24 protein-coding genes and 1 pseudogene are annotated in these 24291 nt (G+C 54.3%); 10 read left to right on the forward strand and 15 right to left on the reverse strand.

Annotation, left to right across the window (positions count from 1 at the left end; all coding sequences use genetic code 11):
• The first annotated feature begins 60 nt into the window (after window positions 1-60).
• Window positions 61-996, forward strand: a complete 936-nt coding sequence (locus RHM56_RS13260; RefSeq protein WP_322232759.1) for a LysR family transcriptional regulator — start codon at window positions 61-63, stop codon at window positions 994-996.
• On the opposite strand, the gene surE is transcribed toward RHM56_RS13260, so the two are convergent.
• Both surE and hemB read right to left on the reverse strand, forming a co-directional pair.
• Window positions 993-1769: a 5'/3'-nucleotidase SurE gene (surE, locus tag RHM56_RS13265; protein WP_322232761.1), complete on the reverse strand. Its 777-nt coding sequence runs from the start codon at window positions 1767-1769 to the stop codon at window positions 993-995. The two genes, RHM56_RS13260 and surE, sit on opposite strands and share 4 nt — an antisense overlap.
• A 69-nt stretch (window positions 1770-1838) precedes the next feature.
• Window positions 1839-2813, reverse strand: coding sequence for a porphobilinogen synthase (hemB, locus tag RHM56_RS13270; RefSeq protein WP_322232763.1), 975 nt, complete (start codon window positions 2811-2813; stop codon window positions 1839-1841).
• Between the two features lie 281 nt (window positions 2814-3094).
• Here hemB and RHM56_RS13275 point away from each other — a divergent pair, with 281 nt between their 5' ends.
• The 3 genes from RHM56_RS13275 (at window position 3095) to RHM56_RS13285 (ending at window position 5021) form a co-directional block, all read left to right on the forward strand.
• The gene (locus tag RHM56_RS13275; RefSeq protein ID WP_322232766.1) at window positions 3095-3391 is read left to right on the forward strand and encodes a metalloregulator ArsR/SmtB family transcription factor; all 297 of its coding nucleotides are present in this window, start codon (window positions 3095-3097) and stop codon (window positions 3389-3391) included.
• Window positions 3392-3445: 54 nt separating this feature from the next.
• Window positions 3446-4456, forward strand: a complete 1011-nt coding sequence (locus RHM56_RS13280; RefSeq protein WP_322232768.1) for an NAD(P)-dependent alcohol dehydrogenase — start codon at window positions 3446-3448, stop codon at window positions 4454-4456.
• Between the two features lie 82 nt (window positions 4457-4538).
• On the forward strand, window positions 4539-5021 hold the full coding sequence (locus RHM56_RS13285; protein WP_322232770.1) for a YbaK/EbsC family protein: 483 nt from the start codon (window positions 4539-4541) through the stop codon (window positions 5019-5021).
• Between the two features lie 65 nt (window positions 5022-5086).
• Here the strand turns inward: RHM56_RS13285 and pgm are convergent, their stop codons facing one another.
• A complete protein-coding gene (gene pgm, locus RHM56_RS13290) occupies window positions 5087-6727 on the reverse strand; it encodes a phosphoglucomutase (alpha-D-glucose-1,6-bisphosphate-dependent) (protein WP_322232772.1) in 1641 nt (546 codons plus the stop codon).
• 237 nt (window positions 6728-6964) lie between these two features.
• On the opposite strand from pgm, the gene eco reads away from it, so the two are divergent.
• Window positions 6965-7447: a serine protease inhibitor ecotin gene (eco, locus tag RHM56_RS13295; protein ID WP_322232775.1), complete on the forward strand. Its 483-nt coding sequence runs from the start codon at window positions 6965-6967 to the stop codon at window positions 7445-7447.
• 54 nt (window positions 7448-7501) lie between these two features.
• Here eco and RHM56_RS13300 read toward each other — a convergent pair whose 3' ends face one another.
• From RHM56_RS13300 to RHM56_RS13325, 6 genes are all read right to left on the reverse strand, one after another.
• Window positions 7502-8650, reverse strand: coding sequence for a PQQ-dependent sugar dehydrogenase (locus RHM56_RS13300; RefSeq protein ID WP_322232777.1), 1149 nt, complete (start codon window positions 8648-8650; stop codon window positions 7502-7504).
• A gap of 18 nt (window positions 8651-8668) precedes the next feature.
• Window positions 8669-9037 (reverse strand): hypothetical protein, encoded by a 369-nt coding sequence (locus RHM56_RS13305; protein WP_322232779.1) that lies wholly within the window; start codon window positions 9035-9037, stop codon window positions 8669-8671.
• A 166-nt stretch (window positions 9038-9203) separates the two neighbouring features.
• Window positions 9204-9662 carry a hypothetical protein gene (locus RHM56_RS13310; RefSeq protein WP_322232781.1) on the reverse strand — a complete coding sequence of 153 codons (459 nt, stop codon included), beginning with the start codon at window positions 9660-9662 and terminating at the stop codon, window positions 9204-9206.
• Between the two features lie 250 nt (window positions 9663-9912).
• Window positions 9913-10227 carry an acid-activated periplasmic chaperone HdeA gene (gene hdeA, locus RHM56_RS13315; RefSeq protein ID WP_322232783.1) on the reverse strand — a complete coding sequence of 105 codons (315 nt, stop codon included), beginning with the start codon at window positions 10225-10227 and terminating at the stop codon, window positions 9913-9915.
• A 287-nt stretch (window positions 10228-10514) separates the two neighbouring features.
• On the reverse strand, window positions 10515-11552 hold the full coding sequence (locus tag RHM56_RS13320) for a zinc-dependent alcohol dehydrogenase family protein (protein WP_322232785.1): 1038 nt from the start codon (window positions 11550-11552) through the stop codon (window positions 10515-10517).
• Between the two features lie 209 nt (window positions 11553-11761).
• Entirely contained in the window at window positions 11762-12319 is a 558-nt protein-coding gene (locus tag RHM56_RS13325) for a helix-turn-helix domain-containing protein (protein WP_322232786.1), read from the reverse strand.
• Window positions 12320-12422: 103 nt separating this feature from the next.
• Here RHM56_RS13325 and RHM56_RS13330 point away from each other — a divergent pair, with 103 nt between their 5' ends.
• Window positions 12423-12923 carry an HPP family protein gene (locus RHM56_RS13330; RefSeq protein ID WP_322232788.1) on the forward strand — a complete coding sequence of 167 codons (501 nt, stop codon included), beginning with the start codon at window positions 12423-12425 and terminating at the stop codon, window positions 12921-12923.
• Window positions 12924-12934: 11 nt separating this feature from the next.
• On the opposite strand, the gene RHM56_RS13335 is transcribed toward RHM56_RS13330, so the two are convergent.
• Window positions 12935-13210, reverse strand: a complete 276-nt coding sequence (locus RHM56_RS13335) for a DUF2798 domain-containing protein (RefSeq protein WP_322232790.1) — start codon at window positions 13208-13210, stop codon at window positions 12935-12937.
• 131 nt (window positions 13211-13341) lie between these two features.
• Between RHM56_RS13335 and RHM56_RS13340 the strand changes: the two genes are divergently transcribed.
• The gene (locus RHM56_RS13340) at window positions 13342-14259 is read left to right on the forward strand and encodes a LysR family transcriptional regulator (RefSeq protein ID WP_322232792.1); all 918 of its coding nucleotides are present in this window, start codon (window positions 13342-13344) and stop codon (window positions 14257-14259) included.
• 1041 nt (window positions 14260-15300) lie between these two features.
• Here the strand turns inward: RHM56_RS13340 and RHM56_RS13345 are convergent.
• Window positions 15301-16212, reverse strand: coding sequence for a GGDEF domain-containing protein (locus tag RHM56_RS13345; RefSeq protein ID WP_322232794.1), 912 nt, complete (start codon window positions 16210-16212; stop codon window positions 15301-15303).
• A gap of 246 nt (window positions 16213-16458) precedes the next feature.
• On the opposite strand from RHM56_RS13345, the pseudogene RHM56_RS13350 reads away from it, so the two are divergent.
• Both RHM56_RS13350 and RHM56_RS13355 read left to right on the forward strand, forming a co-directional pair.
• Window positions 16459-16764, forward strand: a pseudogene (locus tag RHM56_RS13350) (site-specific integrase); the annotation flags it as partial.
• A gap of 20 nt (window positions 16765-16784) precedes the next feature.
• Window positions 16785-18371 (forward strand): ABC-F family ATPase, encoded by a 1587-nt coding sequence (locus RHM56_RS13355; protein ID WP_322232796.1) that lies wholly within the window; start codon window positions 16785-16787, stop codon window positions 18369-18371.
• Window positions 18372-18883: 512 nt separating this feature from the next.
• Here RHM56_RS13355 and RHM56_RS13360 read toward each other — a convergent pair.
• Window positions 18884-19780, reverse strand: coding sequence for a LysR family transcriptional regulator (locus RHM56_RS13360; protein WP_322232799.1), 897 nt, complete (start codon window positions 19778-19780; stop codon window positions 18884-18886).
• A 176-nt stretch (window positions 19781-19956) separates the two neighbouring features.
• Between RHM56_RS13360 and RHM56_RS13365 the strand changes: the two genes are divergently transcribed.
• Window positions 19957-20742: an SDR family oxidoreductase gene (locus RHM56_RS13365; RefSeq protein ID WP_322232801.1), complete on the forward strand. Its 786-nt coding sequence runs from the start codon at window positions 19957-19959 to the stop codon at window positions 20740-20742.
• A gap of 253 nt (window positions 20743-20995) precedes the next feature.
• Here the strand turns inward: RHM56_RS13365 and RHM56_RS13370 are convergent, their stop codons facing one another.
• The 3 genes from RHM56_RS13370 to RHM56_RS13380 all read right to left on the reverse strand — a co-directional run bounded on the left by RHM56_RS13370 (window position 20996) and on the right by RHM56_RS13380 (window position 24227).
• Window positions 20996-21703, reverse strand: a complete 708-nt coding sequence (locus RHM56_RS13370; RefSeq protein WP_322232803.1) for a ribonuclease activity regulator RraA — start codon at window positions 21701-21703, stop codon at window positions 20996-20998.
• A gap of 128 nt (window positions 21704-21831) precedes the next feature.
• Window positions 21832-23151, reverse strand: coding sequence for an MFS transporter (locus RHM56_RS13375; protein ID WP_322232805.1), 1320 nt, complete (start codon window positions 23149-23151; stop codon window positions 21832-21834).
• A gap of 149 nt (window positions 23152-23300) precedes the next feature.
• Entirely contained in the window at window positions 23301-24227 is a 927-nt protein-coding gene (locus RHM56_RS13380) for an alpha/beta hydrolase (RefSeq protein WP_322232807.1), read from the reverse strand.
• Between the last annotated feature and the right edge of the window lie 64 nt (window positions 24228-24291).

Consider the following 24291-nt stretch of genomic DNA (forward strand, 5'->3'; position numbering starts at 1 on the left):
CAGTCTGTGTAATTATCGCCCTCACACAACAACACGCTTACGTGTGGAGTAACAATAAGCATGGATATTTTTCAGGCAATGCGAGTTTTCGTGCGCGTGGTCGAAACGGGCAGTTTTACCGCAGCCGCTCAGGCGCTGGGATACTCCACCGCCCAAACCTCGCGTTTACTGTCTGAATTGGAATCTTCACTGCAAGCGCGGCTGTTGCAGCGCAGCACACGCCGTTTGGCATTGACCGAAGTCGGCATGCGTTACCTGGAGCGCTGCCGCCTGATTCTGGGAGAGGTCGATGATGCCAACGCCGAAGCCGGTGGCGCACATCTGATTCCACGCGGTCATTTACGCGTGCAGTCCACCACCGGTATCGGTATCCAGCTGTTGGCACCGTTGATAGCCAAGTACGCGGATTTGTACCCTCAGGTCAACGTCGACTTGACCCTGTCTCAGCGTCAGCCCGACTTGCTGGAGGAAGGCCATGATGTGGTGATTACCCTGTCTGCCCAACTCCCCGACTCTGAGTTGGTAGGCCAGCAACTGGGCAGTATTTACAGCGTGATCAGTGCCGCCCCTTCGTATCTGCACAAGCACGGCATTCCGCAGACACCCGAAGAGCTAAGCGAGCACCGCTGTCTGCATCTGGTTGACCCGTTGTTCACGGACAGCTGGACGTTTCGCACGGAACAAGGCGAGCAATCGATTCGTCCGGGCGAGGTGTTTCGCGTCAACGTTGCCGAGGCCATGGCCAAAGCAGCAGAGTCCGGGCTTGGTGTGTGCCTGATGCCCGACTATGTGGCCATGGGCTCTTATCTGAGCGGCGCGCTCGTACGCCTGCTGCCCCATCACCGCCTGCATGAAAAAAGCATCTATGCGCTCTACCCTTCGCGCCGCTTTCTGGATGCCAAAGTCAAAACCTGGGTCGAATTTTTGAAAACCGAAATCCCGCAAATGCTGGAACAGCACCAGGCCATCGCAGATGACCCGGCACACTGGGCTTAGTCAGGTTTAATGGCCTGTTGCAGTTGCTCGCGCAAACTCAAGGCGGTGCGATCGAACTCCAGGGGGGTCACTGAAATACCGCCTTGGGTGACCACTTGGGTTTCAGTGTCCTGGGCTTCGGGATGACCATGGCGAGTGATGTTGAGCCAATAGTAGTAGGCTTCGCGATAGTCCTCGCGCTCATGCACATTCACCCCGTCCATGCGGCCAATACCCTGGCGGGTTATCTGCAACGGCCCGGCGTCGGCGGCCGGCACGTCTGGAAAGTTGATGTTCAGGCAGGCCGATTGCTCCCAGCCCTTGCCTAGCAACTGACGAATAACCCCGGGTGCCAGCGTACGTGCCGTGTCCCAGCGCACGGAATCGCGGCGGGTAAAAAACTGGCTCAGGGCGATTGAAGGAACCCCCATCAACAGACCGGTCATCGCGGCCCCCACGGTTCCGGAGAACAGGGTTTCAACCCCCAGATTGGCGCCTTTGTTAATGCCCGAAAGCAATAACTGCGGCGGTGTATCCATCAGTTGACGCAAGGCTACAGCGACACAGTCGGCAGGTGTTCCGGAGACCGAAAAGCGCCGTTCGCCGCGCGCCGTCACCCGCAACGGGTGATGAATGCTGATGGCCGTGGAAATACCGCTCTGGTCATGATCGGGTGCAACCACCCAGACTTCGTCTGCCAGTTCTCGAGCCACTGCCTCAAGCGCTTCAAGCCCTGGCGCATCAATGCCATCGTCATTGGTGATCAAAATACGTTCGAGTCGAGCGCTCTGCATGCCTAATCTCCTTGTTTAGGGATGGCGCTGCGACTCACGCCGCAGCGCCGTGGGTACTTGCTGCTGATTTCAAATCCCTTGCAGCGCAAGGTCCATCGCAAAGTACGTCAGGATCATGTCAGCACCAGCGCGCTTGATCGAGCCCAGGCTTTCACGCACCACACGGTCTTCGTCGATGGCACCGGCCAATGCGCCGAACTTGATCATCGCGTATTCACCGCTCACCTGATACGCCGCCAATGGCAAGCGCGAGGCTTCGCGTACATCACGAATGATGTCCAGATACGCGCCAGCAGGCTTGACCATCAGCACGTCTGCGCCTTCCTGCTCGTCGAGCAACGATTCGCGGATGGCTTCGCGGCGGTTCATCGGGTTCATCTGGTACGACTTGCGATCACCTTTGAGTGCGCTGCCGCCTGCTTCGCGGAACGGGCCGTAAAGCGCCGAAGCAAACTTGGTGGAGTACGCCATGATCGAGGTGTCGATAAATCCGGCTGCGTCCAGGGCGCTACGGATCGCTTGCACCTGACCGTCCATGGCCGCCGATGGCGAAATGAAATCAGCGCCCGCCGCTGCTGCAGCCACGGCTTGCTTGCCCAGATTGATCAGGGTCGCGTCGTTGTCCACGCCGTGGTCGTGCATCACGCCGCAATGGCCGTGAGAGGTGTACTCACAGAAACAGGTGTCGCTCATCACGATCATTTCCGGGGCGGTATCTTTGCAGATGCGCGCCATGCGCGACACCAGACCGTCTTCGCGCCATGAGTCGCTACCGGTCGCGTCCAAATGATGCGATACCCCGAACGCCATGACCGACTTGATGCCAGCGCGGGCATAACGCTCAATTTCGCCAGCCAGCTTAGACTCAGGAATACGCATCACACCCGGCATGCTGGTAATCGGCACAAAGTCGTCAATTTCTTCTTCAACGAAAATCGGCAACACCAGGTCATTCAGGCTGAATTCGGTTTCCTGGAACAGGTCGCGCAAGGTTTGGGTACGGCGCAGACGGCGGGGACGAACGGAAGGGAACTGGTTAGGCATCATGGTTCCTGATGGGCAGGTTCATAAAACGAACGGCATAAGCAGACGAGCCTTGACCCAGGCTCAATGGCGCCACAAATACAGGATTGATCCTGCAATTGCAAAACTTGCGGCCCACCTGCGGCGGGTTGTCGCGGGCAAAGGTAATCGTTGCTGAGGTGGGGAACAGCCCTCAAAAGCGAAGGCCCTGCGGCCCTTATCGCAGCCTGCGGCAGCGGCTACAAAGAGCCTGGCAGCATCGCGGGTTGATCATTTCGTAAAAAAGCGTAATATCGCCACCCATGATTCTCGAACAGCTCAAAGCACTGGGTAATGACACTCGCATGCAAATGATGGAGTGGCTCAAAGACCCGCTCAGTCATTTCCCGCCTCAGGATCACGGTGATCCGGCGATTGGTGTGTGCGTGACCCATTTGCAGCACAAAGCCGGGCTATCCCCTTCTACCGCCTCTGCACACCTGGCCATTTTGCAACGCGCCGGCTTCGTGCTGACGACGCGCATCGGCAAATGGACTTACTACCGACGTAATGAACAGGCGATAGCTGACTTTGCCGCTAGGCTGAAAATCGAGTTGTAATTTTTAACCAATCATTTCGTTATTTCGCGCAATGTAAAAATATGAGGAAGCCCCATGAGCACTAAAACTATCTTCGTCCAACCTGGCGGCGGCTATAACAATGTTGTGGTCGGCAACAGTGAAGTACGTGTCCCAGCGAGTGACGAGATCACTGTGCGCCTGTACGCCAACTCGCTGAACTACCATGACTTCGCTGTTGTGAGCGGCATGTGGGGCCCGACTGAGCAGCGCATTCCCATGGCTGACGGCGCGGGCGAAGTGATTGCGGTCGGCACTGAGGTCAGCGAATTCAAGGTCGGTGATTCGGTGGTCAGCACCTTCTTCCCGGAGTGGATTGATGGCACGCCGCTGGTCGAAGGTTTTGTCACCGTGCCCGGTGACGGCATTGACGGCTACGCTCGTGAACAGGTGACGGCCAAGGCCACGTCTTTCACTTTGTCGCCAATCGGTTACAGCCATGCTGAAGCCGCCACGCTGACCACCGCCGGCCTCACCGCTTGGCGTGCGCTGATGTCCGATGATTCGCTCAAGCCGGGTGACACCGTTCTGGTCCAAGGCACGGGCGGTGTTTCGATTTTCGCGTTGCAGTTCGCCAAAATGGCAGGTGCGACAGTCATTGCCACCTCCTCCAGCGACGAGAAACTCGAGCGCCTGAAAGCATTGGGCGCTGATCACGTGGTCAACTACCGCAAAGACACGAACTGGGGCGAGACTGCCCGCGCACTGACTGGCGGCCGCGGCGTGGATCACGTGATTGAAGTCGGCGGCCCTTCGACGCTTGAGCAGTCGATGATTGCCGTGCGCGTCGCCGGGCATATCTCGATCATTGGCATTTTGAGCGGCGTGGCAGGCCAAATGAACTTCGTACCCGCATTGATCAAGCAAGTACGCCTACAAGGCGTCTTGGTCGGCAGCCGCAGCCAGCAACAAGACATGGTGCGTGCCATCAATGCCACGGGCATGCGCCCGGTCATTGATCGTCACTTCCCGCTGACCGAGATTGTTGCGGCGTTCCAATACCAGGAAACCAACCAGCATTTCGGCAAGATCGTACTGGACATCTAAAACCTGCCCCCACCCGATGGCGCATTGACAGTGCGCCATCAGCTTTACTAGATTCAAGGTTTTGCCCAGCGAGCAGACCCCAATGAGCCTTGAATCGGTACGCGCGTTCTTCAACGCCAACGCCCCTGATTTGCACATCATCGAATTGACTACCAGCACGGCGACCGTTGCCTTGGCGGCTGAAGCACATGGGGTTGAACCCGGGCAAATTGCCAAAACCCTGGCTTTTCGTGTCGGTGAGCGCAATGTGCTGCTGGTGGCACGCGGCGATGCGCGCATTGATAACAAGAAAATCAAAAACGCGTTAGGCAGCAAAGCCAAGATGCTCGATGCCGAAACCGTCGTCGCGCTGACCAGCCACCCCGTCGGCGGCGTCTGCCCATTTGGTTTGGCCACTGACCTGCCGGTGTATTGCGATATTTCCCTGCAAGCCTTTACTGAAGTGATGCCCGCTGCGGGCGACACTCACACGGCTGTGCGAATTAGTCCGATGCGTATGGCAGAGCTGGTTAATGCGCAGTGGGTGGATGCCTGTCAGGAAATCGAAGCGCCGTGCGCGGTGTAGCACGAGCCTGATCGGGATAAAGCCGGACTGGCCCCATTGCGGGGCCAGTCTTTTAAGGCGTTGCCTTAGCTGATGGCTTTATCGACCAGCACTTGAGCTTCTTCAACCAGACGGCCGAGGTGCTCGTCGCCGATAAAACTCTCGGCGTAGATTTTGTAGATGTCTTCGGTGCCCGAAGGACGAGCAGCAAACCAACCGTTCTCAGTCATGACCTTAAGCCCGCCAATCGCCTGATTATTGCCCGGCGCATGACTGAGGATTTGGGTAATCGCTTCACCTGCCAGCGTCGTCGACTTGACTTGCTCCGGTGACAACTTGCCAAGCAAGGCCTTCTGCTGCGCCGTCGCCTTGGCGTCAACGCGGGTCGAGAACGGCAGGCCCAGCTCTTCGGTCATTTTCTGATACAGCTGCGAAGGATCGCGGCCTGTGCGCGCCGTCATTTCTGCGGCCAGCAACGACGGGATCAAACCATCCTTATCAGTCGACCAGACGCTGCCGTCCAGACGCAGGAACGAGGCTCCAGCGCTTTCTTCACCGCCAAAACCCAGCGAACCGTCGAACAGACCATCGGCAAACCATTTGAAACCCACCGGTACTTCGTACAGGCGACGGTCCAAACGCGCAGCCACACGGTCAATCAAACCACTGCTGACCACGGTTTTGCCCACAGCCGCATCCGCGCGCCAGTTCGGGCGATTCTGGAACAGGTAGTCAATCGACACCGCCAGGTAGTTGTTCGGTGCCAACAGCCCTCCCGATGGTGTCACGATGCCGTGGCGATCGTGGTCCGGATCGCAGGCAAAAGCCACGTCGAAACGATCCTTGAGACCGATCAGGCCTTGCATCGCATAGCTGGAGGACGGGTCCATGCGGATGCGTCCATCCCAATCCATGCACATGAAGCGGAACGTCGGATCGACCGAGGTGTTCACCACTTCCAGATTCAGGCCGTATTGCTCGCCAATGGCAGACCAGTAACGCACACCTGCACCGCCCAGCGGGTCAACACCCAGGCGCAAGTTGGCACCGCGCAGGGTGTCCATGTCGATTACGTTTTTCAGGTCAGCGACGTAGGTGTTCAGGTAGTCGTGGCGATGCGTGGTGCTGGCTTTTAAAGCCTGCTCATAGCTGATGCGTTTAACCCCGGCGAGCTTGGCCGCCAGCAGTTCGTTGGCCTTGGCTTCGATCCATTTGGTGACATCGGTGTCCGCCGGTCCACCATTGGGCGGGTTGTACTTGAAGCCACCGCTTTCCGGCGGGTTGTGCGACGGGGTAATCACCACGCCATCGGCCAGCCCTGACGTGCGGCCACGGTTGTAGCAGATGATCGCGTGAGAAACGGCCGGAGTCGGGGTGTACTCGTCGTTTGCAGCAATCATGGTGTCGACGCCATTGGCGGCAAACACTTCCAGCGCGCTAGCACCTGCCGGCGTCGACAGTGCGTGGGTATCGATGCCGACAAACAGCGGCCCATTGATACCCTTGGACTGACGGTACAGGCAAATGGCCTGACTGATGGCCAGCACATGCCACTCATTGAAACTCAGCTCAAACGAAGTGCCACGATGCCCGGAGGTCCCAAAGGCGACACGCTGAGTGGAGATCGCTGCATCGGGTTGACCGGTGTAATAAGCGGTCACCAGTCGCGGAATGTCTACCAGCCGTTGAACTGGAGCCGGTTTGCCCGCAAGAGGACTGAGTGTCATGCAAAACCTCGGGAAATAAATGATTCGGAGGAAAAAACGCAGTTTACTGGCACTTCGAGATTGGCGCGAAGCAATTGTCCTGACACTACGTATCAATTGATTCTTGTCAGATTTCTCTGGTTTGTCTGACGGCGGAATTTGCATCCTGTTCCCGCTCATGGCAAAAATGCGTCAATTCAGTGCGTCTGCAATGATTCAAAGGATGCGTATTTTTAAGCTCTGGAAAAAGGAAGCAGCATGAAACCACTCGTTATCAGCGCGGCCCTGACACTCTCGTTGAGTACGCTGTGCAGCGTGGCCAACGCCGCCAAACTGGAAGATGTGGCGCCCTACCCTAAAGCCGAGGCGGGCTTCAGCCGCCAGGTCATTCACCTGCCCTCGCAAAAGAATGAAGACGACTACAAGGTCCAGATCATCGCGGGCAAAACACTCCAGGTTGACTGCAATCAGCAGCGTTTGAGCGGCAAGCTGGAAGAAAAGACGCTCAAGGGCTGGGGCTACCCGATGTACCGCCTCAATAAAGTCAGCGGGCCGCTAAGTACCATGATGGCCTGCCCGGATGGCAAGCCACACCCGGATTTTGTACCGGTGGTCGGTGATGGCTTTATGCTGCGTTACAACAGCAAGTTGCCGATTGTGCTCTACGTCCCCAAGGACATTGAGGTGCGCTATCGGATCTGGTCGGCTTCCAAGCAGGTCAAACAGGCTGCCCGCGAGTAACCCGTGTAAATCCGCGGGGCGGCCAGGCAGCAGTCTGGCCGCTTTCAGCACCGTCTATTGCAAGCCAATGCGATACAACGCGCCATTGTCTTCATCGGTCAGCACATACACATAACCGTCCGGGCTTTGCCGAACATCGCGGATACGCGCATTCAAGCCGCCGAGCAAGCGCTCTTCGTGCACCACCTTGTCCCCCTCCAGTTGTAGCCGAATCAGATCTTTGTCAGCCAAGGCACCGATAAACAGGTTGTGCTGCCAAGGCTTGAAGCGGTCTCCATCGTAAAACGTCATCCCGCTGATGCCGGGCGACTTCTGCCAGACATGATGGGGGCCGACAGTACCTTCGACCTCTTTGCCTTTCGCTTCCGGGATCGGCGCAGAGGAATAATCAATGCCATGGGTAGCAAGCGGCCAGCCGTAGTTTTTGCCGCGCTCGATCAGATTGATTTCATCACCGCCCTTGGGGCCGTGCTCATGCGTCCAGAGCGTGCCGGTCCAGGGATTCAGGGCCGCCCCCTGCTGGTTGCGATGACCATACGACCAAATCTCGGGCTTCACATTCGTCTGACCGACAAAAGGGTTGTCATCCGGAATACGCCCGTCGGGGTAAATGCGCACCACTTTGCCCTGCAGTTTGTCGAGGTCTTGGGCTGTCGCCCGCTGGTTGTTTTCCCCCAAGACAATAAACAGGTAACCATCGCGATCAAATACCAGCCGAGAACCGAAATGGTTGCCGGTCGAGAGTTTGGGTTCCTGGCGGAAGATCACTTCAAAGTCGTTCAGTTTGCTCAAGTCGGCAGACAAACGCCCCCGGCCAACGGCGGTTCCAGCCTTACCGTCTTTGCCGCCCTCGGCGAACGACAAATACACCATCCGGTCTTTAACAAAATCCGGGGACAAGACCACATCCAGCAAACCACCCTGACCATTGGCCCAGACCTGAGGCACACCCGACAAGGGAGCCGAGACTTTGCCTTGCGGGCTCACCCAGCGCAGATTGCCGGGGCGCTCAGTGACCAAGATGCCCTGACTGCCGGGCAAAAAAGCCAGCGCCCAAGGATGATCAAGCCCTTGAGCCACGGTGGTGGCGGTAACGGTTCCGAGGTCCGACTTGAATGACTGCTCAGCCCCTGTCTGGGCGTGAGCCGTGAGCGTTATTAAAGAAGAAGCCAGTAACGTGGCCAGAACGGTCTTTTTCAACATCCGATTGTCCTTTTTCGATTAACGCTGATCTCTGGGCTGTAACGAAGGTGCCGTGGGCTGAAGGGTTTTGGGGATGGGAGGGTTTCGCGGGTAACCATTGCCGATTTGCCCGTTCTCGATAGAAGGCCTGGCCGCACGTGGCACGGTAGGCAGCCCGGGCACAGTGGCCGGATCGGGGCCGGTGCCCTGCCGACTGTTGGGGTTTATGCGCCGAATTGCAGTGTCGTTTGGCGTCACACCGGGCGTTAACCCGTTCTGCGCGAGCAAGACTGTGGCTGGCAAACGGTCATGGCCTGAAAAAACGTCTGGCTGCACTTGAGCCACTGCGTGAACGGCCAGGCCAGACAGTACTAATAGCCCTAAAACACTGAATCGCGAGCGGATCATCACATGCTCCATTTCCAGAAAACCTGTACGGCTTGGAGTGCAGTTTGCCAATCCGGTTCGTTTTTAATCCAGCGAGCATGCAATACACGAAGAGTTAAATGTCACATCTTGTTGCCGGACGGCGGCAACGGCCAGTTAACACCGCCCTGAAGTTGCCCCGCCCTGATCAGTCGTCGGTTTCAGGCCCGATAACGATCACGGTCGACTGCCTGGCCTCTTCCAGCAAGGCTTGGCGGCAAACCTGGTAACAGTCCTCGATATGGCCGTTGCCGACCATTCTCATCACCCCAAAGCTGATGGTCGCAGCCACCGCCTGCCCCACAAACGGGACGAAGCGAACCACTGACTTGGTCGCCACTTTGGTGCCCATTTTTTTCACCAATGACATGACAAGCGTGCGGCTGATGAACTTGCCGATCACTTCACTGCCAATGCTGCTGACCGCCACCACAATCAAACGCTTTGAGCGCGAGTCCATCTGCTCGATTTGATGCGGGGTCAGACCGAACTTGCTGTTGATCGCGGGCAGCATCTCCACCAGCAACGCCACGTCGGTGCCCAGATCAAGGCCCGGCAACGGGATAGCCGCAGCCCCAGCCGAAACGGCCGAGCGTTTGGTGACCATGGACTTACATTCGTCACGAATGCGATCAAGCTCGGCTAATGACCTGATTAACATAAGATTCCCCAACAAAAAGAGATAAAACGAAGGCAGTCTACTACGTCATCCGGCCGCACAATGCGGTCAGGTTTTTATGTAGAGGGCGAGCAGCGCAGGAAATTCAAGAAAAGTGCCGATGTTTTTGGCTCGAGCGAGCGTTCAGGCCGACAGAGGAAGGAGCCTGCACTTGAGGAAAGTGCAGGCTGAGAGGATGTCAGACGTCTTTTTTGACCTTGCTCCACTCTTCTTTCAGCTTTTGCACAAAGCCTGTGCTCTTGTCTTTCTCGCAAGCAGTGACCACCAGCGGGGTGATTTTTGCAACGCCATCAACGTCCAGCACAGCATCTTCTACCTTGCCGCTTTTGTTGACGGCTTCGCCCAAGCCCACAGCGGTAGGTCGGAAGCTTTCATCGATGGCCAGAAAATCGGCGCAAGTCCACTTCGAGACGGGTTGTTTGGCATCCGCCTGAGCCAAGGTCGACATCGCTACCAAACCGGCTGCGCCAATCATCAGAATGTGCTTTTTCATATGAATATTTCCCTATTTTCAAAGATGAAAGTTACGTGTGTTCTGCCGCCGAAAACCATAGGTTCCGATACCGAATCTGTCAAACCGATGGCCATTAATACTGCCTAAAACCCATATAAAACAAAGCACTGGAAAGCCGATAAAACAATCCATTAATAGTTGCCAAGCACCGTTAAACCGGCAACTAAATAATCACCCGATTTAATAATTAAACGGCCTCTACCTCTCCACGGGCTCACACCTTCAATATAAAAGCCAAACACTATTAAAGGCGTGAACCTGAAGGGTTATTGAGTCAGGATCACCTTCATGGCTTTTTCCTTGGCCGCATTACCAAACACTTCGTACGCCTTAAGAATGTCGTTCAGCTCAAAGCGATGCGTGATGAGCTGCCCCGCATCAATCTTGCCCGACTGCAGTGTCTTCAACAGCATGGGTGTGGTGTTGGTATTCACCAGGCCGGTCGAGATAGTGACGTTCTGGATCCACAGCTTTTCGAGGTGCAGTTCAACGCTTTTGCCATGCACACCGACGTTAGCAATACTGCCACCTGGTGCAATCACCGATTGGCATGTGTCAAAGGAAGCGGGAATGCCCACGGCTTCAATAGCCACATCGACACCCACACCGTCAGTCAACTCGAAAATCCGCTCAACGGCATTCTCTGTATTGATATCGATGACATCCGTGGCCCCAAACCGCTTGGCAACTTCAAGCCGGTTGGCGTCACCGTCCACCACGATCAAGGTCGCAGGCGAGTAAAACTGTGCCGTCAACAAAGCAGCCATGCCTACCGGCCCTGCCCCCACAATCACCACACTGTCGCCCGGTTTGACTTTGCCCGCCAGAACGCCAATCTCAAAACCGGTTGGCAAAATATCGCTCAACATGACCAGCGCTTCTTCATCGGCACCCGCAGGGACCGGGTACAAGCTGTTATCCGCGTGAGGAATACGCACATATTGGGCTTGGGTGCCGTCGATCAAATGCCCCAAGATCCAGCCGCCATCGGCGCAGTGCGAGTACATTTGACGGCGACAATTGGCACAACTGCCGCACGAGGTGATACAAGAAATCAGCACATGGTCGCCGGCTTTAAAGTTGCGAACCGCAGAGCCCACTTCTTCTACGATCCCTACCCCTTCATGCCCTAAAACCCTGCCCGCCGTGACCTCAGGCACATCGCCCTTGAGAATATGCAAATCAGTGCCGCAAATAGTGGTGTGCACAATGCGGATAATGGCGTCGGTGGGTTTATCGACGACTGGTTTTGGGATCTCGGCCCAGTCTTTTTTGCCGGGGCCCTGATAGGTGAGCGCTTTCATGACAGCCTTCCTTTAGCAGTTCAAGAATCAGCAGCGGCTACCAATCAGTACTCCGTGACCAGCAGCCCTCAAATTACTTGAAGCAGTTAAGCAGCCTTTTACTGAAGCGCTCTTGTTGCAGGTCAAAAAATGCCTGTAACCGACAGGCAGCAGGCCGTTATTGAATCAACCACGGCAGAGGTTTTTAGCTGTTCATCGAACCAGAAAGATTACTTAGCCGACGCCCTGTGGCACAGCAGCGCTACCATTTCTCTCGCCGCCGACAGCCGTTCTGGCGATATGCCACTCACTTGTGTCGCAACAATCAGACCCTCGCCAATGATAAAGAGTTGCAATGCAACCTGAGGCGATTGATTTAAACCTGCTTGCGAACAAACACCCTCCAAGTAAGCCAGTACTTCTTTTTTGTGCTGACTGGCCAACAAGTGAGGGGCTGCGGCATGAGCACTGTATTCGGCTGAGGCATTGATAAAAGCACAGCCATTAAAGCCTGACGACTCAACCCAGTTCGCAATGTAGTCAATGTAGGCCTGCGGCTGCTCCAGTGCCGGCGCTGACTCTACGGCGTTTCGCATCTGGCCCATAAACTCCACATGACGCAGTTGCAAAGCCGCTTCAACCAAGTGCTCCTTGCTTGGAAAATGCCGATACAAGGTCTTTTTGGTAACGCCTGCCACCTGACTCAACTGTTCCACCCCTGAGGCATGAAACCCCTGCTGATAGAACAACGCCAGCGCTGCCCTGGTGATCACATCTGAAGTGCTCATGACGCCATCCCTTTCAAGTAAGTACGCCGAGTGTATACCGAACGGTTGACTTGCAGGTAAACCGATCGGTATCCTTGTGCAACATCCTCAGCGAGTCACTGCTATGCCTATCATTCGTCTGCCTAAATCAAGCGCACCGCCAGCGCCTAGCCTGCGATTCAGCGCTATTTCATTTATGGGTGTAGTCATGGCCATTGGCGCAACAGGCTGGCTTAGCCTGATTAGCGGGACACCTTGGTTGATGGCCTCTTTTGGCGCCAGTTGCGTGCTTGCCTTCGGCGTGCCTGACTCACCCTTGGCCCAGCCACGCAGCATTATTGGCGGGCACCTCATTTCTACAGTGGTCGGGTTAGCGGTGTTACACACGCTGGGTAATGAATGGTGGGCTTGCGCACTGGCCGTGGGGCTGGCGTTGGTTGCCATGCAGCAAACACGCACAGTGCATGCCCCCGCTGGAGCCAACCCGTTGGTCGTTATCACAGCCGGTGCGCCCTGGAGCTTTTTGATCACACCCGTATTGGTCGGCTCAATCGTGATAGTTGCCATTGCTGTGTGCCTGAACAACGCACGCAACAAGGGCAGCTATCCCAAATATTGGCTTTAAAACAACACCGTTTAACGATGCGGATGAACCGTCATGGTTACAAGCCTGACAACGATGGGACGCACCACAAGAATGCACAGGAAAGCGACAGGCATCGCCAGCCGATAGGCATTCAACGTATTGCTTAGGTAATCCGCATCAATCCCAGTGTTTGCGGCCGTAATGACCAGCGACATCAAAAAGGCCATGATGGCGGACATGTAAAACGCAAAGACATACGGAGATGTTCGAACGGAAAGCCGTGGCCGGCTAGACAACAGGGTGTTTGAGGTGTTTTTAGAGTCCATTTCAGGCCTTTTGAGTCTTTGTTTTTCGGGGAAGCTCCACCATAACAAGATCAAAAACACTGAACTAGACGGCCATTTCCAGTTTGTTTATAAAGCAGATCTTACGAATACATTTATTTGGGGATCAAAACATGGATCTGTTCGCGGCAATTACCAGCTTTATCAAAGTGGTTGAAGCGGGTTCTATCGCAGGGGCCGCAAAAAACCTGGGCATCAGTGCCGCCGCCGTCAGTCAGACCCTCAATCGCCTGGAAACACACCTGGGAACGCGTCTGCTGCAACGTACCACCCGTAGCATGGCGCTCACCGAAAACGGTGCGGTGTATTACGCAAAAGTGCAGCACATCGCTTCGGATCTGGAGTCCGCGCACAGAGCCATCAGCCACAACGATGCCGAGTTTCAAGGACGACTTTGCATCGCATCGACCACAGCTTTTGGCCGACACGTACTGGCGCCTCTGATTGCAGGCTTCGCGACACGCTACCCGCGCCTGACAATCGAACTCAGCACCACCGACAATAGAATCAATCACATCCAGGACGGCATAGACCTAAGCCTGCGCATCAAGCCACAACTGGAAGACGCAATCATTGCGCGCAAAATCGCATCAGTACCGTTTATCGTCTGCGCCTCCCCCGCTTACCTCGAACGCGCTGGCTGGCCCAGTTCCCCCGAAGAACTGCAACAACACGCCTGCCTTGGGTTTCGCTACCCTCTGGACGGACGATTTCTGCGCTGGGGGTTTTTCAACAATGGGCAACACTATTACGCGGCACTCAACATAACGGCTATCAGCGACGACATCGATGCCCTCGCACAGATGGCCGTACACGGTGCAGGCATTGCGCGCGTGGCTGAATACATCGCAGCGCCGTACATTGAATCGGGCCAACTGATCCCTCTGCTGCACAGCCATGCGCCGACAGAATCCGGGGCTGAGCCCCTCGACATCTATGCCTGCGTGCAAGATCGCGCTGCCATGACCCCAAAAGTGAACGCCTTCATCAACTACCTGACCGAACACCTGAAAATGCGCTGGCCTGGATAACTATTTTGACGGTATTTGAATGCTCAGTTCATTCACGCCTTAACCCGCTGAAATCTCACATATTGGTCACTGCTAATAGCATTCAAGACTAGAGCAACTAACAGCCCTAATTAGTTGCCGCCGAACAAGCCAGACAATATATAACGTAGCTATTACACCATCACTTTGTAAAGATAGCTAAAGTCTGGATTGACACGCACCAATAAGTGTAATCTTCCGGCGCTAGCATCTGAGCAAACGATAATGTCCTTGTGAGACAGATAAAATGCAGAACAAACCAAAACGCGGTTGGGTATGGGCCTACCGCAAAATCCGCAGCTTACAATGCTCCAGACTTACCGCCATTTACAGAGCGACACTCTATGTTTTGAGAGGCGATACGGGAACATTTCACAGCAATATTAGTTGGCAGAAAAACCGTATTCGTCGATAAGTTCCACTAAAATCGGCCAGCCCTCACACGTAACAACATAGGCATGCAGCTATCGGCCCCATTGAAGAATGTGACGAAGCTTGACCGTGTTCGCCCCGTTTTTGCTGCTTCATACTGATGAAACCCCGTGTTTTAACGATTGCCGGCCCAGAAAAAAACCAAGCTGTGCCAGAGAAAACAGCCTCTTTCAGCCTTTAGACGCCATCGTATTTACCGAATGCTATTGGCTGACAGTCGTTATCAACGACCCTAAAAACGCTCAACTCAGATGTTTAACACTCGGTGCTTCTTGGTTAAAAACACAATTTAGTGTGTATACACTAATAAATAGCGCACACCACGCGCCTGCGCTTTTGGCTTTATAACCCTTTGAAAGCCACTATTCATTAATCGCTCTAACAGAGGCACTTTTGAGTTACTCGTACGGGATCTAAATCAATAAAACGACACAGCCATAAATGACTACTGACAAACTATCAGTCGTCAATAACGCACTAAAAAACAGCCTTAGACCACAAAAATGCTTCATAACCTGGCGCAGATACATGTCGTACAGGGCCTAATCGCTCAGCTCACAGGCAGGACAGGTAATGACTGACGACGAAGCGTCAGGTCGAGACAATTCTGTTTTTGCCCATATTCTTAGCCTTGTACAGGGCAAGATCGGCTCGTTTGAGCGCGTCCTCATAGGATCGGTCTTCGAGCATCATCGTTGTAACACCAATGCTCGCGGTGACGGCTGTCGCTTCCAATGAAAACCGCCCTAGCTCCTGATTGAAGCGATCATGCATACGCTCGGCGAACTGCAGAGCCTGCTCATGCCCTGTATTGGGCAGAGCAACCACAAACTCATCCCCCCCAAAGCGGCATGCCGTGTCACTTTTGCGCAGCGTCGAACGACAAATATTGGCGACCGCCTGGATCATCTCATCCCCTACGTGATGCCCCTTTGTGTCGTTGATTTGCTTGAGGTTATCCAGATCAAACATGCAGATGGAAGTCGGTATGCAAAACCGCGCTAATGACTCGTAGTGGAGCGCCAGGTCATGCTCGAGTTTTCTTCGGTTATAAAGGCCGGTCAACTGATCGGTATCACTGAGTTCCCTCAGTTTGAGCTCCAGGTTGTGCCGGGCCGAAATATTACTCGCGACCCAGAGCACCACCTCCTCGTCGTTCACGAGAAAACTCAGGGCCTGAATGCGCCCTTCAAACCAGATCGGCTCCTTGGGACCTTCATCTGGCAGCCCTTTAACATCCTGATTACTCAGCTCGTACTCTTCCACCAGTAGCGTTTGAGAGGCCAGCGCCTTAGCAATCTGTTCGAGAAACCAGTTAGCCTTCTCAGGCTTGATCAGATCTGAAATATACAAGCCGACCAGTCCGGTCCCATCGTGGTAATAGCGCGCATCACGCCCACCAAGCACCGCAACGTATCGTCCAGTGCGCGACAAAATAAATGCCGGATCAGGTAACGCTTCAAGGATTAAAGCCATTTGCTCAAAGCTGATCATTAAGCTCATCGTCGGAACCGTAGAATGAGTGGCGAACAATGCCAACGATACCATTTAGCCATCACTCATAGAATGATTGCTCTAGCCGCAGTGACTGCCGTTCGACGCCCTTTGTCGCGAGCATCGCAGGCGCTTGAATTGGCATGAATACATGCAGAGCGTCGGAAAAATGGCAAAGGAAAGCAGCCACAAAGGCTAATGCCAGTCAGTTAACGCACATCCCCTGTGGGATCGGACTTGCTCTCGATGGCTGCTGTTTTCCGCCCGACAACGAACGCAGAGTACGTAAAGCAGATGTTCGACCTTCCCAAACAAGGGACAACGATCTTCAAGTTACTCACTATCCGGCACCGACCGCCATACAACTGTCGTCACACCTATGCGACAATGCGCGCCATGTCTGGCATGAACCCCGCATTTATTTCTCAGCAGCTTGGCCACAGCGTCCAAATGTTGCTGTCGAGTTATGCGCGATGGATCAACTCAAGCTCAGATTGGAGTGAGCTTGAAAAGCTCCAAATGGGTATCAAAATGATCCCAGCCCAAATACGCGCTTTCTAAGCTATTGATAGGTAAAGTAATTGATCTCTACAGCTAACATCACGATGCAGTTCGGCGCAAAGCCGCTATTCGAGAACGTTTCAGTAAAATTTGGCGCAGGTAACCGTTATGGTTTGATCGGTGCCAACGGCTGCGGCAAGTCTACTTTCATGAAAATCCTCGGCAGCGACCTTGAACCGTCCGGCGGTCAGGTCATGCTGGAGCCGAACGTGCGTCTGGGTAAGTTGCGCCAGGATCAGTTCGCTTACGAAGAATTCACCGTGATCGATACCGTGATCATGGGCCACGAAGAGTTGTGGAAGGTCAAGGCTGAGCGCGATCGTATCTATTCGCTGCCAGAAATGACTGAAGAGGACGGCATGGCCGTTGCCGAACTCGAAACCGAGTTCGCTGAAATGGACGGCTACACCGCTGAATCCCGTGCAGGCGAGTTGCTTCTGGGTCTGGGTATTGGCATTGAGCAACACAACGGCCCGATGAGCGAAGTATCGCCCGGCTGGAAATTGCGTGTTCTGCTGGCTCAGGCATTGTTCTCCGATCCTGAAGTGCTGCTGCTCGACGAACCGACCAACCACTTGGACATCAACACTATCCGCTGGCTGGAAAACGTTCTGACTCAGCGCAACAGCCTGATGATCATCATCTCTCACGATAGACACTTCCTGAACAGCGTCTGCACGCACATGGCCGACCTGGACTACGGCGAACTGCGCCTGTTCCCGGGCAACTATGACGAGTACATGACTGTCGCGACCCAATCACGCGAACAACTGCTGTCAGAAAACGCCAAGAAGAAAGCTCAGATCAACGAACTGCAAGCGTTCGTCAGCCGTTTCTCGGCCAACGCCTCTAAATCCAAGCAGGCCAGCTCCCGCGCCAAGGCGATCGACAAGATCACGCTGGCCGAGGTCAAACCTTCGAGCCGTGTCAGCCCGTTCATCCGTTTCGAGCAGACTAAAAAGCTGCACCGCCAGGCCGTCATTGTTGAACGCATGGCTAAAGGCTTTGATGGAAAGACGCTGTTTAAAGACTTCAGCTTTACCGTCGAAGCCGGTGAGCGCGTCGCAATCATTGGCCCGAACGGTATCGGTAAAACGACCTTGCTGCGCACCATGGTCAATGAGCTGACACCGGATGCCGGCACGATCAAGTGGACTGAGTCCGCTGAACTGGGCTACTACGCTCAGGATCACGCTCATGACTTTGAAGACGACGTAACCCTGTTTGACTGGATGGGGCAATGGACTCAAGGCGAGCAAATGATTCGAGGCACCTTGGGCCGCATGCTGTTCTCGAACGATGACATCCTGAAATCGGTCAAAGTGATTTCCGGTGGTGAGCAAGGCCGTATGCTGTTCGGCAAGCTGATCCTGCAAAAGCCAAACGTGCTGATCATGGACGAACCAACCAACCACTTGGACATGGAATCCATCGAAGCGCTGAACCTGGCGCTCGAGAACTACCCTGGCACTCTGGTCTTCGTCAGCCATGACCGCGAGTTCGTATCGTCGCTGGCCACTCGCATCATCGAGTTGAGCCCAAGCGGTGTGATCGACTTTAGCGGCACATACGATGACTACCTGCGCAGCCAAGGCGTCGTGTTCTGATTTCAGACACCGCGTATCGCTGAGTCAGACGTCTTAACGAGAAACCCCGCCCTGGTGACGGGGTTTTTCGTTTCTGTGCCTTGCCTGCGCGGGCTACGTCATTGGCGTTAGCTTAAAACAGAGTAAACACCGATCTCTCAAGGATCTGGCAGACTTCGCGACTCAGTACGAGATAACTGACAGCCTCCTGCATAAATCTATTGAAGCCCGACTGACTACCAAAAAAATTGAACACTTAACACTCGTGGTATTTGAAAAATCACAAACAAGTCAATATACGCAGCGCTGAGTTATATCAGCAGCACATGTCTTTGTTAATTATTTGAAGTTTTGACCGAGTAATAAAAATGCGCTTTAAGATAATGGCTAAGGTTTACCCGCAATTAGTTCGCGAAGACACAAAACACATGCGTGTTGACTACGAAAAGTTAGTAGCCCCTCTGATTGAGTCCATTCGCGAAATTTCGTACAGTGCCTAAGCAGCACTTTTAGCAGCCTAGCTACCGAGCCACTCAAAGCACCACAGCGCTCTTTTTCAAGACCTCCTCGATCATCCCGACCATCCAATCAACCCCCTCCCCCGAGCGCTCCTCCTGATATGCCACCAAAAACTTTTCCTGCTTCAATTTCTGTTTGAGGTTGAGAGTTCGTACCTCACCAGCACTCAGCGGTTGGGAAAGGAATGCGGAGGACATTACGGCCACTCCATGACCCCCTGCCACAAGCTGTAGCATCGTGGACAGCGAATTACACGAACTGACGTTCCGGCACACAACTCCGACGTCATGGAACCACTTCATGACCAGAGCATGATTGGTGGACGGCTCCGACACCGTAATAACTGGGAGTGTAGCCAGTTGCTCTGGAGCTACTGCATGGCCAGAAACCAGGGCTGGGGAGGCCACCCAGTGCAGATTTGAGGTGCCAATAGTGCGTTCTACCACATGTCTGACGTTGGAGGGGTTGTTGTGTACGGCGATGTCCAATTCGCGCGCGGCCATTTTGCGAGATAAGTGGGCACCTACATCCACAGTGATTTCAATGTGCAGGTCTGGGTATCGAGCTTTGACCTGAGTGAGAATTTCGGACAGACCAAACATCGCAACACTCTCATTCACGCCCACCCGCAGCAGCCCGCGCATAGGATCGCTGATTTCGGCAAGACGACTGAACTTGTCTGCCAGATTGAGAATCTGCTCCGCCTGAGCGAGAGCTTCATGCCCAATGAGGGTCAAGCCGCTACGTGCGCGCTCTCGATCAAAAAGCTTGACGCCCAATTGCGCCTCAAGCTCCTGAATGCGAGCCGAGATGGTCGGTTGTGTAAGGTGCTGGTGTCGCGCGGCTGCGTGAAAGCCACCAAGACGCGCAGCCCAGTAGAAGGTTTCAATTTGCTGTAACGACAACCGCATGATCGATCCTTTCTATCAATTAGCACTGAAAAATTTGATTATATCCTATCAACTCCACGGCGTTACATTGAAGTGCATCGCATGAAAGTAGTGGGTTTGAGCAGAGCACATCATGTTCGGGCCGATCACTATCCGATTCACTTGGCTCATAATCGAGTCTGAAACAGGGCAATGAAATGGATCTGGAGTTGAGTAACAAAACCGCGCTTGTATTGGGTGGCGGCGGTGGATTGGGCAGTGCCATTGCACTGTCACTGGCAAAGGAAGGGGTAAGAATCGCGGTCGCCGACATCAGTTTGGACGCAGCGCAGAAAACGGTAGCGCTGATTACTGAAGCCGGCTTTCAAGCCTTCGCGTTGGCCTGGGATCTGGCGCACCTGGATGTTATTGATCCCAATATCAAGGCCATCGAAGCAGAGTACGGCCCGGTCGATATTCTGGTGAACAACACAGGAGGGCCGCCTCCCACAACCTCTCATAGTCAAGATGCGGGCCTCTGGTCAGAGCAATTCAATAGCATGGTTCTGTCCGTGATAAAGATTACGGACAGAGTGCTTCCAAGCATGCGTCAACGCGGCTGGGGACGAGTCATCACTAGCACCTCATCCGGCGTGGTGTCTCCCATCCCGAATCTCGGTATCTCGAACTCGTTGCGACTGGCACTTGTAGGATGGTCTAAAACCTTGGCGCGTGAAGTAGGCGGGGATGGCATCACTGTAAATATCGTATTGCCAGGTCGAATCGCAACCGGCCGAATTACCTTTCTGGACGAAGCCAAGGCAAAACGGGAGGGGCGCTCCGTGGAGGAAGTCAGCAAGGAAAGCACCGCAGCGATTGCCGTGGGGCGTTATGGTCAGCCGCATGAATATGGCGACGTAGTAGCGTTTCTCGCCAGTGCAAAGGCTGGCTATCTAACCGGCTCCGTAATCCGCATCGACGGCGGACTGATCAGCAGCATCTGACCTCCCCTGGCCTCCGCGCAGCCATGCTCACATGGCTGCTTTTTCAGCCATGCGCGCACTGACCCACGAGGTAATGGCTCAGGGCGCTGCCGGGGTCATGATCGCTCCGCCCAACACATTGCGAACCGACGAACAGGAGGTGGGCTCGCCGTACGCAAGTTCGTGCTCGCATGCCGGATTGAAACGGAAAAAGCGCTGACCTTGATCAAAAGGCCAGCGCAGGATTAATCATGCAGCAACGATCTTCCAAGCGTTACTGCCAAGCCTTGAATGCTTCGTAGCGCTCACGGGTTGCCTCGTTCGGAGGATAGAGCCCTGGGAGTGCAACACCCCGTCCCACCTCTTGCATCATCCAACCTTCCAGCCGCTCTTGTTCTAGGCCTAACTCAAGCACCTCATCGAGCAGAGCTGCCGGTATAACCACCGCGCCATCCATATCTGCGACGATAACGTCTCCCGGGATCACGGCTACACCACCACAAGCCACCGGCAGCTGCCAATCAGCGAAGGTGAGGCTAGCAACTGAGGGCGAAGCAGCTGTACCGGCTGCCCATATTGGCAAGCCCGTGCCCTGAACGCCGGCGAGGTCGCGAACTGCCCCATCTGTCACCATGCCTGCTACACCGCGATAAACCATACGCTCGCAAAGGATGTCGCCCCACACGCCAGCATCTGTCACTCCCATAGCGTCAACTACAGCGATACAGCCGCTGGGCATTTGCTCGATTGCGCCTCTGCTGGAGATTGGCGAAGCCCACGAAGCTGGAGTCGCCAGATCTTCGCGCGCAGGAACGAAACGCACCGTGAAGGCACGCCCGGCGATGCGCCGGCAGTCTGATACGAGTGGCTTGGCATGGCGAATCCAAACATTGCGCAAGCCCATCTTGAGCAAAACAGTGGTGTAAGTCGCCGTAGACACTTGGGTCAACATCTCTATTTCTTTAGGTCGTAGATTTTCCATGAAAGTGCACCTTGCAATACTATCCAATTACTAAATTCGCGCAGACGGGTTGGCCTGCACGTTATACAAAAAAGAACGCTTAAATATTGTTCGCAAATCAGACTTTCCTACCGACAACAATAAACCTGTTATCTATTTACAAGACTTTTTGGCAACATCAGTGTGAACAAAGCACCTATCAGCGCAATACCGGAAATTAGATAGACACCATAATCCGTACTACCCGTGACATCTTTAACAAGCCCAACGATATAAGGGCTGATAAAGCCCCCCACCCCGCCAAGCGAGTTGATCATGGCAATACCGGCCGCCATACCGACGCCGGTTAGAAACAGCCCAGGGATGGAAAAAAGAATGGCCGTTGTGGTGTACGCTCCAGCAGCGGCTAATGACAGGCACAGTAACGACATACCAATGGATGTGCCGAATAAGGTGCTTGCAGTCAGCCCGGTGCCAACGCACATGAACGGCACGGCAAGGTGCCAGCGGCGCTCACGCCGCTTGTCCGAGCTGCGGCCTGTCAGGTTCATAACAATGATTGCTGCAAGGAACGGAATGGCCGTCACATAACCCACCATCGATGCATCACCTACATGAAGCTGCTGTACCAAAGTGGGTAGCCAGAATGATATTCCATAGGTGCAGACAGCTTGACAAAAGCAGATGGCAACCATCCACCAGATACGCTTATCTCCTAAAGTGGCACCCAGCGAATGAGCAGTGGCGTCATCACTGTTTGCTGCGCACTCTTGCTTCAGATCACTGATTACCAGCGCTTTATCTGACGCCGATAGCCAAGTGGCGTCTTGCGGCTTGTCTACTAGCAGCTTCAAGCACAGCAGACCCAACACGAGCGAAGGCAATGCCTCCAGCAGGAACATCCATTGCCACCCGGACAAGCCATATGCGCCATGGGTTGCGGATAAGATAGCTCCCGACAATGGCGCGCCGATCAGTCCGGATAATGGAATCGCGCTAGCGAAAAGCGCAATGATTCGACCTCGGTGCGTACCTGGAAACCACAAGCTCAGATACAGCATGACGCCTGGATAAAAACCGGCTTCGGCAGCACCTAATAAGAAGCGTGCGATGTAGAACTGAGTAGGTGTTTGGACAAATACAAAGCAGGCTGAGATGACCGCCCACAGCACCATAATGCGGGAGATTGTTCTACGAGCCCCTACTTTAAGCATGTACAAATTGCTAGGAACCTCGAATATTAGATAGCCAACAAAGAACAACCCAGCTCCGAGTCCGTATATGGCATTGCTGAAGCCCAAGTCATCAAGCATGGACAGCTTAGCGAATCCCACATTGATGCGATCCAAGTACGCGGCAACATAGCAAAGCATCAAAAATGGCACTACGTTCAGTGCAACTCTTCTATAAACACGATCACGAGGTTCGGTCGAGATTTCTGAGGGCGAAACGATGCCTTGGTCGATCATTTTATCTAGCTCCCATATATAGAATTGTAGTTTTAAAGGGCAGTCGATAAGGTCAAATTTGTTGATTGGCCATCCATTGGGCGGTTGGCCAAATCAAGGAGTCCTTATTATTTTTAAACTACTGCGGTGATAGCTTTTTAAAGAGATATTCAGTCAGCAAAAAAGCGAATCAACTCATCACTGATTTGATCAGGGGCTTCCTCGGGTAGGTAATGACCCGCTCCAGGTACAGCTCCTCCCGTCACATTGTTCGCGACTGCGCGCATGGCACTCACCAGATGAGGGCCGTAGCCACGCTCTCCCCCCAATGCCAACACCGGGATGGTGAGAGGGGTTTTCGCACGTTGACGGTTTTTCTCCAACCCCTCGGGCTCGAAGACCGTTTTGTAATAGGCGGTCACAGCGCGTATGGCACCTGGTGCAGCCAACTGACGCGCGTACTCTTCTATCGCCTGCGCACCAATCGCCCACGGCCGCATGGACTTGGCCCGAAACAGCCATGTCAGAAACAAAGCTTCCCGCCCGCGCAACAAGACTTCTGGTAGGTCGTCGAGGCGATTGAAGCCGAAGTGCCAACTGCGCAAGTTAGCTTCTTCTGCGTCCAGATCTGTTCGCGGCGACGAGATCCCCGGGACTAGAGCATCCATGACCGCCAGCTTGGCGATATCATCCGGCCAATCAGCCGCCCACGCGTAGCCAATCCACGTGCCTATATCATGGCCAGCTACTTGAATAGGCCCATCGGCAGTCAAACCCAATGTTTCGACCAGACCATGCATATCCGAGGCAAGAGTCGTAAGATCGTAGCCTTCCAGAGGATGATCCGAATCCCCCATACCTCGCGGATCGACCGCCACAACGCGATAACCTTCAGCAACCAGACGCGGCATCACATAGCGCCAGGCATACCAGCTCTGTGGCCATCCAGGGATCAACAGGATTGGCTTTCCGCTGCCGCCTTCCACATAGTGAAGTTGAGTACCGTTGACGACAGCCGTGCCATGTTTGAACGTTCGCCAGAAACTGTGCCAATCCACAAACGGGATAGAGTGGGTGTCGCTATCGATCAATGTCATGTTTTCTACCTTTGAATTTGCCTCGTGTCGGGTACGGTGCAGACCGCCTTTTCACAGTCATTAA

Source organism: Pseudomonas sp. CCC3.1 (assembly GCF_034347405.1).
GTDB lineage: Bacteria > Pseudomonadota > Gammaproteobacteria > Pseudomonadales > Pseudomonadaceae > Aquipseudomonas.